Below are 13265 nucleotides of genomic sequence, written 5' to 3'. Positions count from 1 at the left end.
TAACTCCTTTATCAACCTGTTTTTCATCCCCGCCCCCCCTCGGTCGGGCTGGGGGGGGGGGGCCGGCCGGGGGGCGGGCCCGCGGGCGGGGGGCCCCGCCCGGGGGGGCCCCCGCCCCCCCGGCGCGAAGAAGGGGAAGGACCGATGCAGGACCCGTCACAGCCCTGGTACGCGCCCCGTCCGTCACCGGAGGCGGTTCCCGGCAACCCCTACGTCGCGGAGGGCTCCACTCCGCCGCCGGCTCCGGCCCGCCGAAGACGCCCCGGCAGAGGACCGCTGCTCACCTCGGTCGTCGTCCTGCTGCTCCTGGCGGCGGGCGCCGGGGCGTACGCCCTCCGGGACGGCGCACGGAGCGGTCCGGACGTGCCCGTGGCCGCGAAGAGCACGGGCCCCTCCCGGACGCCGGGCGCCTCCCGCACCCCGGCGGCCCGCACGCCCGCGCGGATCCCCACGACGCGGGAGATCAACGCCGGGCGCGGGGCGGGGGACGCCACGGGGTGGATCGTCGACGACCGCACCGACCTGCCCCGGCGGAGCATCGCGCTCCACGACCCGTGGGTCGTCGGCGACACCGTCGTCCAGGCGATCCACCGGAAGGTCGTCGCCCACCGCCTCTCCGACGGCGCCGAGGTGTGGAGCGTGCCGCTGCCCACCCCCGTCTGCGAGACGCCGGTCGCTCCGGCGTCCGACGGCAAGGTCGTCGTGGTCCACCGGAGCAGCCAGGCCCGGAACGGGAACCGGTGCAACCAGCTCCGGATGATCGACCTCCGGACCGGGAGGACCGGCTGGCAGAGGAAGCTGACCGAGACCGGCGCCGGGGACGACACGATCGTCGTGAACACCGCCGTCAGCGGTGACGTCTTCGCGGTCACCCAGAGCATGAGGGCCGCCGTCTACCGCGTCGCGGACGGCACCAAGCTGTACGACATCCCCATGGAGAACCCGGGCAGGTGCCATCCGGACGACGTGGCGGGCGGCACCCGGCTCCTGGTGAGCTCCGAGTGCGCGATCAGCGTGGACCGGAGCAGGACGTACAGCCAGCTCAGGGAGGTCGAGCCGCGCACCGGCAAGGTCCTCTGGCGCTACCGGACCCCACCGGGCTGGAAGATCGGCAAGGTGCTCTCCGTCGATCCGGTGGTCCTCACCACCCTTCACGCCGAGGAACGCACCGACAACTGGCGGGTCGTCTCCCTGGGACCGGGCGGGAAGCCCCGCACCACCATCGACCCCCGGGGGAAGGGCTTCGCCTACTGCGCCGGCGCGGGGGAGTCGGGCGAGAACATCCAGAACTGCGGGGGCACCCTGGTCGGCGCGCGGACCGTCGTGCTGGGAGGGGCCGACCGGGTCGGCGCCTACGACCTCGGCACCGGGAAGCTCCTCTGGGGCGTGAAGTCCGCCGACACCACCCTCCACCCCCTGCACGCGGAGGACGGCACGCGGGCGCTCGTCTACGAGACCCCCGGGCCGGACCGGCCGGGCGGGGTCCTCCGGCTCGGGCCCGGCGGCGCGGACACGAAGCAGCAGGTGCTGCGGCACCCGCTGTCGGCCCGCGCCGTGGAACTCCGCATGGACGCCGGGAAACTGGTCTACGCCGGCGGCCGGGTCGTCATCACGCCGGCGAACGTCAGCGGGGACGACGCGGACCACGAGGCCCGCATGCTGTCCTTCGCACCGGCGGGACCGTGAGTCGGGCTCCCGCGGCCCGGGGACGCGCGGTCTCCCGGGCCGGACGGGTGCCGCGCGCTCAGCCGCGGAAGGCGGCCGGGCGCTCGGGGGAGGCGGCGGCGAGGGCCTCGGTCACGGCGTCGGCGCCGGCCCGGAGGCCGTAGACGGGGGTGCCGGGCTGCTGCCGCCAGGAGTCGTCGACGCCGCCGGCGTCGACGGTGTCGAAGCCCAGTTCGTCGATGAGGGCGCGGACGGTGTTCTTGGCGGCCCCGTCGTCACCGGCGACGGGTACGGCCATGCGCTCGGGGTCCCCGGCCGGGCGCGGCCGGTCGAGGATGTCCTGCGCGTAGGTGCCGTTGAACGCCTTGACCACGGGGTGTCCCAGGTGGTTCTGCGTCCAGCGGCTCTCGGTCAGGCCCTCGTCCTCGATGGCGGCGATCCGGCCGTCGCGCTCCCTGGGGTAGTAGTTGCAGGTGTCGAGGACGGCGAAGCCCTCGGCCGCCCCGGCGAAGAGCTTCTCGGGCAGGTCGGGGACGTTCTTCAGGGGAACGGTCACGACGACCACTTCGGCGTCGCGGGCGGCCTCGGTGACGGGCACCGGGGTGGCGCCGGTCTCCTCGGCGAGCGCGGTGAGCGTCTCGGGCCCCCGGGAGTTGGCCACGGACACGGTGTGGCCGAGGGCCGTGAGACGACGGGTGAGGTTGCCGCCGATGTTGCCGGCGCCGATGATGCCGATCTTCATGAGACGTCCTTCGTGAGCGTGGTGGGGCCGGCCGGTCCCACCACGCGCCGGGGCCGGCCGGTGCGGCGCCGGGGGCGCCGCGACTCCTCGTCGGTGAGGAAGAACACCACGGCCCCGGGGTTTCTTCCGGACGCGCGGTCCCACCGGTCTGCCCGTGTCCCGTGTCCCGTGTCCCGTGTCCCGTGTCCCGTGCCTGCGCTCGCTGCCCGTGCCCGCCTGCGGGGTCCCGCCGCCGCGGGGGTCAGTCGCCCCGGCGGACCCGCGCGGCCCGGCGGGCCTCGGCGGTCTTGCGGGCCTCGGCGGCGCGCCGGGACTCGTTCTTGGCGCGGCCCGGGCGGCCCGGGACCGTGCCGATGCCCCGGAAGACCGCCCCGCCGCGCTTGACGCCCTCCTGGCTCGGCGCGCTGCCGTCCACCGGTACGCCCGTCGGCTTCCGGGCGCCGGTGATGCGGGTCAGCGCGGCCTCCCCGGAGCGGACCCGGGTGACGTGGGGCCGGATGCCCGCGTCCGCCATGACACGGGCCACGTCCTGGCGCTCCTCGGGCGTGACCAGGGTGACGACGACGCCCGACTCACCCGCCCGCGCGGTGCGCCCGCCCCGGTGCAGGTAGTCCTTGCCGTCGGCCGGCGGGTCCACGTTGACGACGAGGTCGAGCGCGTCGACGTGGATGCCGCGCGCCGCCACGTTGGTGGCGACCAGGACCGTGACCTCACCGGCGCGGAAGCGGTCCAGGGTGCGGGTCCGCAGCGGCTGGGACTTGCCGCCGTGCAGGGCCGCCGCCCGTACGCCGCTGCCGAGGAGGTGCTTGGTGAAGCGGTCGACGGCGTGCTTGGTGTCGAGGAACATGATCACGCGCCCGTCGCGGGCGGCGATCTCCGTGGCGGCGGCGAACTTGTCGGCGCCGTGCACGTGGAGCACGTGGTGCTCCATGGTGGAGACGGAGGCGGTCGACGGGTCGACGGAGTGGACGACCGGGTCGGTGAGGTAGCGCTCGACGAGCAGGTCGACGTTCCGGTCGAGCGTGGCCGAGAACAGCATGCGCTGGCCCCCGGGGCGCACCTGGTCGAGCAGCTCGGTGACCTGCGGCATGAAGCCCATGTCGGCCATCTGGTCGGCCTCGTCGAGAACGGTGACGCCCACCCGGTCGAGACGGCAGTCCTTGCGCTCCACGAGGTCCATGAGGCGGCCCGGGGTGGCGACCAGGACCTCGGCCCCGTCGCGCAGCGCGGTGGCCTGCCGGCCGATCGACATGCCTCCGACCACGGTCGCCAGGCGCGCCCCCAGGGCGGACGCGTAGGGGGCGAGCGCGTCGGTGACCTGCTGGGCCAGTTCCCGGGTGGGGACCAGGACCAGGGCGAGCGGCCTGCGGGCCTCGGCCCGGCGCCCGGCGGTGCGTACGAGCAGCGGCAGCCCGAAGGCGAGCGTCTTGCCCGACCCGGTCCGTCCGCGTCCGAGGACGTCACGGCCCGCGAGGGCGTCGGGCAGGGTGGCGGCCTGGATCGGGAACGGCTCGTCGGCGCCGAGGCGCCCGAGCACCCGGAGCACCTCGGGGGGCAGGCCCAGACCGGCGAAGCCGGTGACCGGGGCCGGGTCCCGGGGGGCGGACGGCGCGGACGCGTCCTCCGGCGCGGCGTGGTGCCGCGTGTCGTCCGTACGGGGGGTGCTGTTCATGGGGAGGAACCTTCCTCGAAACGGTGCGCCCCGAGGAACCCGAGGAATTCGCGACGGGCGGCAGCCCGTGGATCACCGCGACGTACCGAACACGTATGCCCGCGGACCCGGGTCCGCCGAAGGGGGGGAGAGCGGTGGCCGGTCCGTGAAAGAGCCTGGAGAACACGGGGAGTCCGGGAACACGGAGCCCGGAAAACACGACGGGCCGGGGCCCTCACCACATGGGTGGGGACCCCGGCCGCGTCGGACGTGTCAACGTCAGGCGGGGAGGATGTTCTCCGCCTGCGGGCCCTTCTGGCCCTGCGTGACGTCGAAGGTCACCTTCTGGCCTTCCTGGAGCTCACGGAAGCCGGAGGTGGCGATGTTGGAGTAGTGGGCGAACACGTCCGGGCCGCCACCCTCCTGCTCGATGAAGCCGAAGCCCTTTTCCGAGTTGAACCACTTCACGGTGCCAGTAGCCATGTCATATCTCCTTCGGGGCGTAGCCCTGGGAACCGCACTGTGCGATCCCCGGCGTCGCCGTGATGATTGCCCCGTCCGGAAAACTGCACCGAAAACACGACAAGTGCCTGACGATGTCGAATCGTCGAAGGCACTTGTAAGTATTTGGGAACCACAACTGCAACTGATGTCGACTGTAGCACCTCCAGGGGCCCTCGTGCGAGAAATTCTCAAATTTCTCACCCGGGGTCGCCGGGAACAAAATCCGGGCCGCCGCCCCCGCCGTCGCCGGGCCCCCCGGCCGGTCCGCCCGTCCACGACGACGGCGGCGGCGCTCCGCACCCCCGTCCGGGGGTGCGGAGCGCCGCCGCCGGGCGCGGGGGTCAGGCCGCCGGGGACGGGAAGGTCGGGTACTCCACGCCGGAGACGTGCTGGACGACCCGGATGACCTGGCACGAGTAGCCGAACTCGTTGTCGTACCACAGGTACAGGATCGCGTTGTCGCCGTCGACCTTGGTCGCGCCGGCGTCCACGATCGACGCGTGGCGCGAGCCCACGAAGTCCATCGAGACGGCGTCGGGGGCCGTGGTGAAGTCGATCTGGCGCTTCAGCGGCGAGTGCAGCGAGACGTCGCGCAGGTACTCCAGGACCTCGTCGCGGGTGGTCTCGCGGCCCAGGCGCAGGCTCAGGATCGCGATCGAGACGTCCGGGACGGGGACGCGGATCGAGCTGCCGGTGATCGGGGCCTTCAGGTCCGGCAGCGCCTTGGCGACGGCCGAGGCGGCGCCGGTCTCGGTGATCACCATGTTGAGCGGCGCGGAACGGCCGCGGCGGTCGGCCTTGTGGTAGTTGTCCAGGAGGTTCTGGTCGTTCGTGAACGAGTGGACCGTCTCCACGTGGCCGCGCAGCACGCCGTACTCGTCGTCCATCGCCTTCAGCGGCGGGACGATCGCGTTGGTGGTGCAGGAGGCGCAGGACAGGACGCGCTCGTCCGGCTTGACCGTGTCGTGGTTGACGCCGTGCACGATGTTGGGCACGTCGCCCTTGCCGGGCGCGGTCAGGACGACCTTGTCGATGCCGGGGCGCAGGTGCTTGGACAGGCCCTCGCGGTCGCGCCACTTGCCGGTGTTGTCGATCAGGATGGCGTTCTCGATGCCGTACGCCGTGTAGTCGACCTCGGAGGGGTCGTTGGCGTAGATCACCTTGATCGTGTTGCCGTTGGCCACGATCGCGCTGTTCGCCTCGTCGACCGTGATCGTGCCCTGGAACTGGCCGTGGATGGAGTCGCGGCGCAGCAGCGAGGCGCGCTTCACGATGTCCTCGGCGGCCCGCTCGCCACCGCCGCGCACGACGATCGCGCGCAGTCGCAGACCGTTGCCGGAACCGGCCTTCTCGATGAGGAGGCGGGCGACGAGGCGGCCGATGCGGCCGAAGCCGTAGAGGACGACGTCGCGTCCGTCGCGGCGCTCGATCTTGTTCTCGCCGATGGCGCCGGCGACGGCCTCGGCGGTGAACTCCGCCACCGAGAGACCGCGGTCGTCGCTCTTGTAGTCGGCGGCCAGCATGCCGATGTCGATCTGGGACGGGCCGAGGTCGAGGGTGGTGAGCGTCTGGAGGAAGGGGAGCGTCTCGGTGACCGACAGCTCCTCGCCGGCTATCTGCCGGGCGAAGCGGTGGGTCTTGAGGATGCTGACCACCGACTTGTTCACCAGGGAGCGGCTGTGGAGGAGGACGGTGACGTCCTGCTCCCGGTGCAGCTTCCCGATGATCGGGATCATCGACTCCGCGATCTCCTCGCGGTTCTTCCAGCTGGTGAACGAGTCGTCATTGACAGTCACAAGTTTATCTTTCGAGCTAGGCGGCGCTCATATGGTAACCCCGGGCCCATTCGATCGATCAAGGGGGCCGCGGTGTGACGAGGGCCCCTTGTGGCGCCCCCGTACGCCGTCTCCGAAACCCCGTACGCGCCGAGCCGCCGATGACCGTGCGACCGTCGGGAAGGGTTCCGGCGCGCGTCGCCCGCCGGGGCCCGCCACCGCCCGTGACGCCCCCGGCGCGCCGCTCCCGGGTTCCGTCAGCGCCCCTCGGGGACGTCCGCCGCGCCCCCGGCGTCCTTGGCCTTCTCCTCGGGGTCCGCCGTGCAGGTCACCTCGTCGCGCGGGGTGTAGTGGGTCTTGTAGGTCTCCCGCTTCACCTCGGCGCCGCCCTTCTTGAACACCCGGTCCACCGCGATGTCGAAGCCCTCCAGGGGCGGCTGCGGCACGCACGCCTTGCCGGTGCCCTCGCGCTTCGAGGGCTGCGTGAGGTGGGTGCGCGGACCGGCGACCGCCTCCACCGAGTCGTACTTCTTCGTCCCGAGGAAGCTCACGGTGACCGAGGAGTCCGTCGCGCTCGCCTTGATGTAGATCGGCTTGCCGGTGTCGTTGAGGAACCTCAGGTCCAGGCTGCCCCAGGCGACGGTCGCCTCGCGGCCGGCGGGGTAGCGCTCGATGTAGAAGGAGTGGGCGCCGTGCTCGACCGGCTTCACCCCCGCGAAGAACATGGCGTTGTAGACGGTGGTGGCCATGGCCGACACACCGCCGCCGGGCGCGGAGCGGTACTGGCCGTCGAGGATCATCGTGCCGTCCACGAAGCCGTTCTCCGGGGTGCGCTCGCCGACCGTTTTGTTGAAGCTCCACACCGCGCCGGGCCGCACCAGCGAACCGTCGATCAGCTCGGCCGCCCGGCCGATGTTCTTCGTCCGGTACGGCGCGGAGGGGAAGTTCACCGTGAACGACGACATCTGCTCGGTGACGCCGAGCCGGGCCAGTGACGCCGAGGTGAGATCGGGGTCGGTGACCTCGGTGGCCACCGCGGCGGTACGGGCCGCCGCCCCGGTCCTGGTGAGCAGCGGGCGCACGGCGTCCCCGAGGGCCTTCGCGGTCACCTCGTGGCCCGGACGGCCCTCCGACTCCACGACGACCCTGCCGTTCCGCACGCCGAGGGTCGACTCCGTCGGCGCGTTCGTCAGGGAGGCGAGCGGCCGGGCCACGTCCGGGTCGCGCCGCAGCGCGTCCGCGTCGAGGTGCCCGCCGAGGCGTCCGCCGTCGTTCTTCACGGTGAGGTGGTGGCTCAGGGTGGCCGGGGAGATCCGCAGGCGCTCGCCCCCCGCCGTGAGCGTCACGGGGCCGGAGACGGCGGGCTTCGCGTACGCGTCGAGGAACCGGGTGATCTCGGCGGCGGGCAGCTTCGGCTGGGTCAGGGCGACGGGCAGGGTGACCGGCGCCGCGCCGGTCGCGGCCGGGTAGGCCGCGCGCAGGGCCTCGGCGGCCCGGGCCGTGTCCAGCTTCCGCCCCGTGACCGGGTGGGTGGCGACGGCCTTCCCCTCGCGGAAGGCGACGGAGCCCTCGCGGACCGCGCGGTCGTTCTTCTTCGCCAGGTCGGCCACGACGGCCCGGGCCCTGTCCCCGTCGTACGCGAACACCGGCCGGATCTCGCGCGCGCCGGAGGAGAAGAGCCGCCGGACGACGGTGACGGGGTCGCGGGAGGGGTCCGCCGCCCGCTCGACGGTCTTCGCCACGTCCACGGTCAGTCCGGCGGAGGCCGGGTCCACGGTGGTGGGGGCGGCGTCCTCGCCGACCCGCACGGGTATCGGGGCCTTCCACTCGGCCGGGGCCCCGGCGGCGAGCTTCGCCTCGGCGCGGGCGCGGCTCATGCCGCCGATGTCCACACCGGCGACCCGGGTGCCGGCGGATATGTCGTCCCCGGTGGCGAGCAGCCCCGCGCCGTACAGGCCCCCGGCGGCGACGGCGGCCACGCCCGTCGCGATCGCGGCCGTCCTCAGGCGCGGACGGCGCCCCTCGCGGGGCGTCGGGGCATGGTGGGTCGTGGGGCGGGGCACGCGCTCTCCCGGGGCGTCGGGGATGGGGGGAACCCCTCGACGGTACGCCGAAAGAGTGTCTTGTGTATATAAGGCCCTTTTGACCTGCGGGAATACCGAATGCGGCGGAATGCGTGCGGAGCGTGGTGGTGGCGTGTTCGGCCGGAGGGCCGGGGCGCCGCACCGCGTCCGGGCCCGCTCCGACCTGTGGCCGGGGCGCTTCCCGGGGCCCCCGGGGCGCCCCGCCCCGCCTGGTAGGTTCGCGTGAGACGCAGGCGGGGCGGCGGGCCCGGGGGAGGAGCGGCACATGACGGCGAGCGGGCGACGGACCGGCAGGCCCACCCTGGAGGAGGTCGCCGCGAGGGCCGGGGTGGGCCGGGGCACGGTCTCCCGGGTCGTCAACGGCTCCCCCAAGGTGAGCGAACAGGCCAGGGCCGCCGTCCAGCGGGCCGTGGCCGAACTCGGCTACGTCCCCAACCGGGCCGCCCGCGCCCTCGCCGGCAGCCGCACCGACGCCGTCGCCCTGGTGATCCCCGAGACCGAGGCGCGGCTCTTCGCCGAACCGTACTTCCTCGACCTCATCCGCGGTGTCAGCGCCGAACTCGCCGAAGCGGACAAGCAGTTGCTGCTCACCCTCATCCGCAGCGAGCAGGAGCGGCAGCGGTTCGAGCAGTACCTCGCCGCCCAGCGCGTCGACGGCGTCCTCCTCGCCTCCGTCCACGGCGACGACCCGCTGCCCGACCGGGTCCGCGCCCTCGGACTGCCCGCCGTCCTCAACGGCCGCCGGTCCCGGGACGAGCGCGTCGCCTTCGTCGACTCCGACAACACCGGCGCCGGCCGGACCGCCGTCGCCCACCTCGCCGCGCGCGGCCGGCGGACCATCGCCACCCTCACCGGACCGCTCGACATGTACGTCGCCCGCTGCCGTCTCGACGGCTACCGCGAAGGCGTCGCCGAAGCGGGCCTCGCGCCCGACGGGGCTCTCGTCGCGAACGGCGACTTCACCGAGGAGGGCGGCCGCCGCGCCATGCGCGAACTCCTGGACCGCCGGCCCGGCCTGGACGCCGTCTTCGCCGCCTCCGACGTGATGGCGGCGGGCGCGCGGGCCGTCCTGCGCGAGGCGGGCCGCCGGGTCCCCGAGGACGTCGCCCTCGTCGGCGTCGACGACTCGGCCGTCGCCCGGCACATGGACCCGCCGCTCACCAGCGTGCGCCAGCCCACCGAGGAGATGGGCCGCACCATGGCCCGCCTCCTCCTCCAGGAGATCGCCTCGCCCGGCGGGCCCGACGACCAGCCCCGCCGGCTGCTCCCGACCGAACTGGTGGTCCGGGCCTCCTCCTGACCGGCCCCGCACCCGTCCCGCCGGGCCCCGGCCCCGCCGTGCGTGCTCCGGTGGGCCGTCCGGCGGGGCGGGCCCCTCTCCCCGCCGTACGCGCCCCGGCGTGTCGTTCGGGTGAGTCCAGCGGGCGAGCCGGGCGGCCGTGGGTTCGAATCGGGACATGGCTTCCTACGACAGGCCCCGCACCGGCGGCTCCCCGAGGCCGCCGAAGACCGGTGACACCTGGTGGTACGCCGCCGTGGCGCGCGAGGCCACCAGTTCGTTCACCTCCCGCGTCCGCACCCGGACCCGGGGCGGCTGCCTCGGGTCCGTCCTCCTCCTCGCGGTCGTCTACGCGGGGCTCGTCCTCACCGCGACCGGCCGCCGCTGGGGCGACGCCGCCACGACCGGCCGGCGCGCCGACACCACCGCCGCCGCCCTGCTCCGCGACCACCCCTCCCTCGCCGGACTCACCACCCTCTCCCTGGTCCTCGGCTGCGTCCTCCTCCTCGCCGCGGGCCTCATACGCGGGCGGTACGTCCTCACCGCCGCCGCGGCCGGCGGAGTCGTCACCGCCCTCGCCCTCACCGGACTGCTCCAGCTGTACGCGCCGCGCCCCCGCCTCTCCGGCGCCGGCGGCGCCCTCGTGCCCAGCGGTTTCCCCAGCGCCCAGACCACCCTCGCCCTGGGAGTCGCCTTCGGGCTGGCCCTGGTCGTCCCCCACCGGCTGCGCGCCCCCGCCGTCGGCGCCGCCACCCTCTGGGCCGTCGCCGTCGGCGCGTACACCGTCGGGGACGGCCGGCACCGGCCCGGCGACGTCATCGCCGCCGCCCTCCTCGTCCTCGCGGTCTTCTGCGGCGTCCTCGCCCTGCGCGCCCGCGGGGGCGAGGTGCGCCCCGCACCCCGGGGCGGACTCGCCCGGACCGGCCTCCCGGTGCTCGTCCCGCTCGTCCTCGTCGCGGCCGGCGGCCTCGGTGCCGGGTTCTGGCTGCTCGGCGACGCCCTCGCCCTGCCCGCGGCCGCCCCCTACGACCCGGCCGGACTCCGTCTCGCCCACCGCTGCGGACAGGCCCTCGCCGCCGGCGTGACCGCCGCCACCGGCCTCGTCCTGCTCGCGCTGCTCCGCCACGTGGACGTCGAGGGCCCTCCGCCCCCGTACCACCTCGGCCCCTTCGCCGAGGCGGCCGGGGCGCCGGAGGAGGCCGAACTCGTGGGGCCCTTTACCGAGGGCCACGATCACGAGATATCTTGATGTCGAGCAATCTCGCATACGCAGACGTGGAGCGGAGCACCCTGGTGACTGACTCGACCATCATCTACACCCACACCGACGAGGCGCCTGCCCTGGCGACGTACTCGTTCCTGCCCGTGATCCAGGCGTATGCCTCGCAGGCCGGCGTCACGGTCGAGACGCGGGACATCTCCCTCGCGGGCCGCATCATCGCCGTCTTCCCGGAGTACCTGGAGGAGGGGCAGCGCATCCCCGACGCCCTCTCCGAGCTGGGCGAGCTGGCCAAGACGCCCGAGGCCAACATCATCAAGCTGCCGAACGTCTCGGCGTCCATCCCGCAGCTCAAGGCCGCCGTCGCCGAGCTCCAGGCCCAGGGCTACGCCCTCCCGGCCTACCCGGACGACCCGAAGACCGACGAGGAGCGCGAGATCCGCGCCCGCTACGACAAGATCAAGGGCTCGGCCGTCAACCCGGTCCTGCGCGAGGGCAACTCCGACCGCCGCGCCCCCGCGTCGGTGAAGAACTACGCCAAGGCCCACCCGCACCGCATGGGCGCCTGGACCCCCGAGTCCCGGACCAACGTCGCCACCATGAGCGAGAACGACTTCGCCTCCACGGAGAAGTCCGTCGTCATCGACGCGGACGACACCCTGCGCTTCGAGTTCACCGCCGCCGACGGCACCGTCACCGAGCTGCGCGAGCCGCTGAAGGTCGTCGCGGGCGAGGTCGTGGACGCCGCCGTCATGCGCGCCGCCGCCCTGCGCACCTTCCTGAGCGAGCAGGTCGCCCGCGCCAAGGCCGAGGGCGTGCTCTTCTCCGTGCACCTCAAGGCCACCATGATGAAGGTCTCCGACCCCATCGTCTTCGGCCACGTCGTGCGCGCCTTCTTCCCGGCGACCTTCGCCAAGTACGGCGAGGCCCTCGCCGCCGCCGGCCTCTCCCCGAACGACGGCCTCGGCACCATCCTGAACGGCCTCGGCTCCGTCCCGCACCTGGGCGAGGAGATCAAGGCGTCCTTCGAGGCCGAGCTGGCCGAGGGCCCCGCCCTCGCGATGGTCGACTCCGACAAGGGCATCACCAACCTGCACGTGCCGTCCGACGTCATCGTCGACGCCTCGATGCCGGCCATGATCCGCACCTCCGGCCACATGTGGGGCCCGGACGGCCAGGAGGCCGACACCCTCGCGGTCCTTCCGGACCACAGCTACTCCGGCGTCTACCAGGCCGTCATCGAGGACTGCCGCGCCCACGGCGCCTTCGACCCGTCGACCATGGGCTCCGTCCCCAACGTCGGCCTCATGGCGCAGAAGGCCGAGGAGTACGGCTCCCACGACAAGACCTTCGAGATGGCGCAGGCCGGCACCGTCCGCCTGGTGAACTCCGCGGGCGACGTCGTCCTGGAGCAGGAGGTCGCCGAGGGCGACATCTTCCGCGCCTGCCAGACCAAGGACCTGCCCATCCAGGACTGGGTCAAGCTGGCCGTCACCCGCGCCCGCGCCACCGGCTCCCCGGCCGTCTTCTGGCTGGACGAGAACCGCGCCCACGACGCGCGGCTGATCGCCAAGGTGAAGCAGTACCTGCCGCAGCACGACACCGAGGGCCTGGACATCAGGATCATGTCCCCGGTCGAGGCCACCCGGTTCTCCCTGGAGCGCATCCGCCGCGGCGAGGACACCATCTCGGTCACCGGCAACGTCCTCCGCGACTACCTGACCGACCTCTTCCCCATCCTGGAGCTGGGCACCAGCGCCAAGATGCTGTCGGTCGTCCCGCTGATGGCGGGCGGCGGCCTCTTCGAGACCGGCGCCGGCGGCTCCGCCCCGAAGCACGTCCAGCAGCTCGTCAAGGAGAACTACCTCCGCTGGGACAGCCTCGGCGAGTTCTTCGCCCTGGCCGCGTCCTTCGAGCACCTCGCGACCACCACGGGCAACTCCCGCGCCCAGGTCCTCGCCGACACCCTCGACCGCGCCACCGGCACCTTCCTCAACGAGGACAAGTCGCCTACCCGTCGCCTCGGCGGCATCGACAACCGCGGCAGCCACTTCTACCTGGCCCTGTACTGGGCCCAGGAGCTGGCCGCCCAGACCGAGGACGCGGACCTCGCCAAGGCGTTCGCCCCGTTCGCCGAGAACCTCGCGGCCAACGAGCGGAAGATCGTCGACGAGCTGATCGCCGTCCAGGGCTCCCCGGCCGGGATCGGCGGCTACTACCGGCCCGACCCGGCCCTGGCCGCGGCCGTGATGCGCCCGTCCGCCACCTTCAACGAGGCCGTCGCCTCCCTCGCCTGATCCGGCGCGCCCCGTACCGCCCCGGCCGGAACGCCCTTCCGGCCGGGGC

Annotated in this window: 9 protein-coding genes; 4 read left to right on the top strand and 5 right to left on the bottom strand. The window is 73.6% G+C overall.

Annotated elements, in window-relative coordinates; translation table 11 throughout:
- The first annotated feature begins 144 nt into the window (after positions 1-144).
- A complete protein-coding gene (locus tag ACFYZY_RS05630) occupies positions 145-1686 on the top strand; it encodes a PQQ-binding-like beta-propeller repeat protein (protein ID WP_388689785.1) in 1542 nt (513 codons plus the stop codon).
- 58 nt (positions 1687-1744) lie between these two features.
- Here ACFYZY_RS05630 and ACFYZY_RS05625 read toward each other — a convergent pair whose 3' ends face one another.
- The 5 genes from ACFYZY_RS05625 to ACFYZY_RS05605 form a co-directional block, all read right to left on the bottom strand.
- Positions 1745-2551 carry an NADPH-dependent F420 reductase gene (locus ACFYZY_RS05625; protein WP_388689783.1) on the bottom strand — a complete coding sequence of 269 codons (807 nt, stop codon included), beginning with the start codon at positions 2549-2551 and terminating at the stop codon, positions 1745-1747.
- A 97-nt stretch (positions 2552-2648) separates the two neighbouring features.
- Positions 2649-4079 (bottom strand): DEAD/DEAH box helicase, encoded by a 1431-nt coding sequence (locus tag ACFYZY_RS05620; RefSeq protein ID WP_388689781.1) that lies wholly within the window; start codon positions 4077-4079, stop codon positions 2649-2651.
- Between the two features lie 258 nt (positions 4080-4337).
- On the bottom strand, positions 4338-4541 hold the full coding sequence (locus tag ACFYZY_RS05615) for a cold-shock protein (RefSeq protein ID WP_033201600.1): 204 nt from the start codon (positions 4539-4541) through the stop codon (positions 4338-4340).
- 362 nt (positions 4542-4903) lie between these two features.
- Positions 4904-6358 carry a glyceraldehyde-3-phosphate dehydrogenase gene (locus ACFYZY_RS05610; RefSeq protein WP_388689779.1) on the bottom strand — a complete coding sequence of 485 codons (1455 nt, stop codon included), beginning with the start codon at positions 6356-6358 and terminating at the stop codon, positions 4904-4906.
- A gap of 236 nt (positions 6359-6594) precedes the next feature.
- Positions 6595-8400 (bottom strand): VanW family protein, encoded by a 1806-nt coding sequence (locus tag ACFYZY_RS05605; RefSeq protein WP_388689777.1) that lies wholly within the window; start codon positions 8398-8400, stop codon positions 6595-6597.
- Between the two features lie 286 nt (positions 8401-8686).
- Here ACFYZY_RS05605 and ACFYZY_RS05600 point away from each other — a divergent pair, with 286 nt between their 5' ends.
- From ACFYZY_RS05600 to ACFYZY_RS05590, 3 genes are all read left to right on the top strand, one after another.
- On the top strand, positions 8687-9721 hold the full coding sequence (locus ACFYZY_RS05600; RefSeq protein WP_388689775.1) for a LacI family DNA-binding transcriptional regulator: 1035 nt from the start codon (positions 8687-8689) through the stop codon (positions 9719-9721).
- A 157-nt stretch (positions 9722-9878) separates the two neighbouring features.
- Positions 9879-10949, top strand: a complete 1071-nt coding sequence (locus tag ACFYZY_RS05595; RefSeq protein ID WP_388689773.1) for a phosphatase PAP2 family protein — start codon at positions 9879-9881, stop codon at positions 10947-10949.
- A 44-nt stretch (positions 10950-10993) separates the two neighbouring features.
- Complete coding sequence (locus tag ACFYZY_RS05590; RefSeq protein WP_388689771.1) at positions 10994-13216, top strand: NADP-dependent isocitrate dehydrogenase; 2223 nt, start codon at positions 10994-10996, stop codon at positions 13214-13216.
- Positions 13217-13265 lie beyond the last annotated feature (49 nt).

The organism is Streptomyces sp. NPDC001744, from assembly GCF_042892575.1.
GTDB lineage: Bacteria > Actinomycetota > Actinomycetes > Streptomycetales > Streptomycetaceae > Streptomyces.
This window is presented reverse-complemented; position numbering and strand designations above follow the sequence as displayed.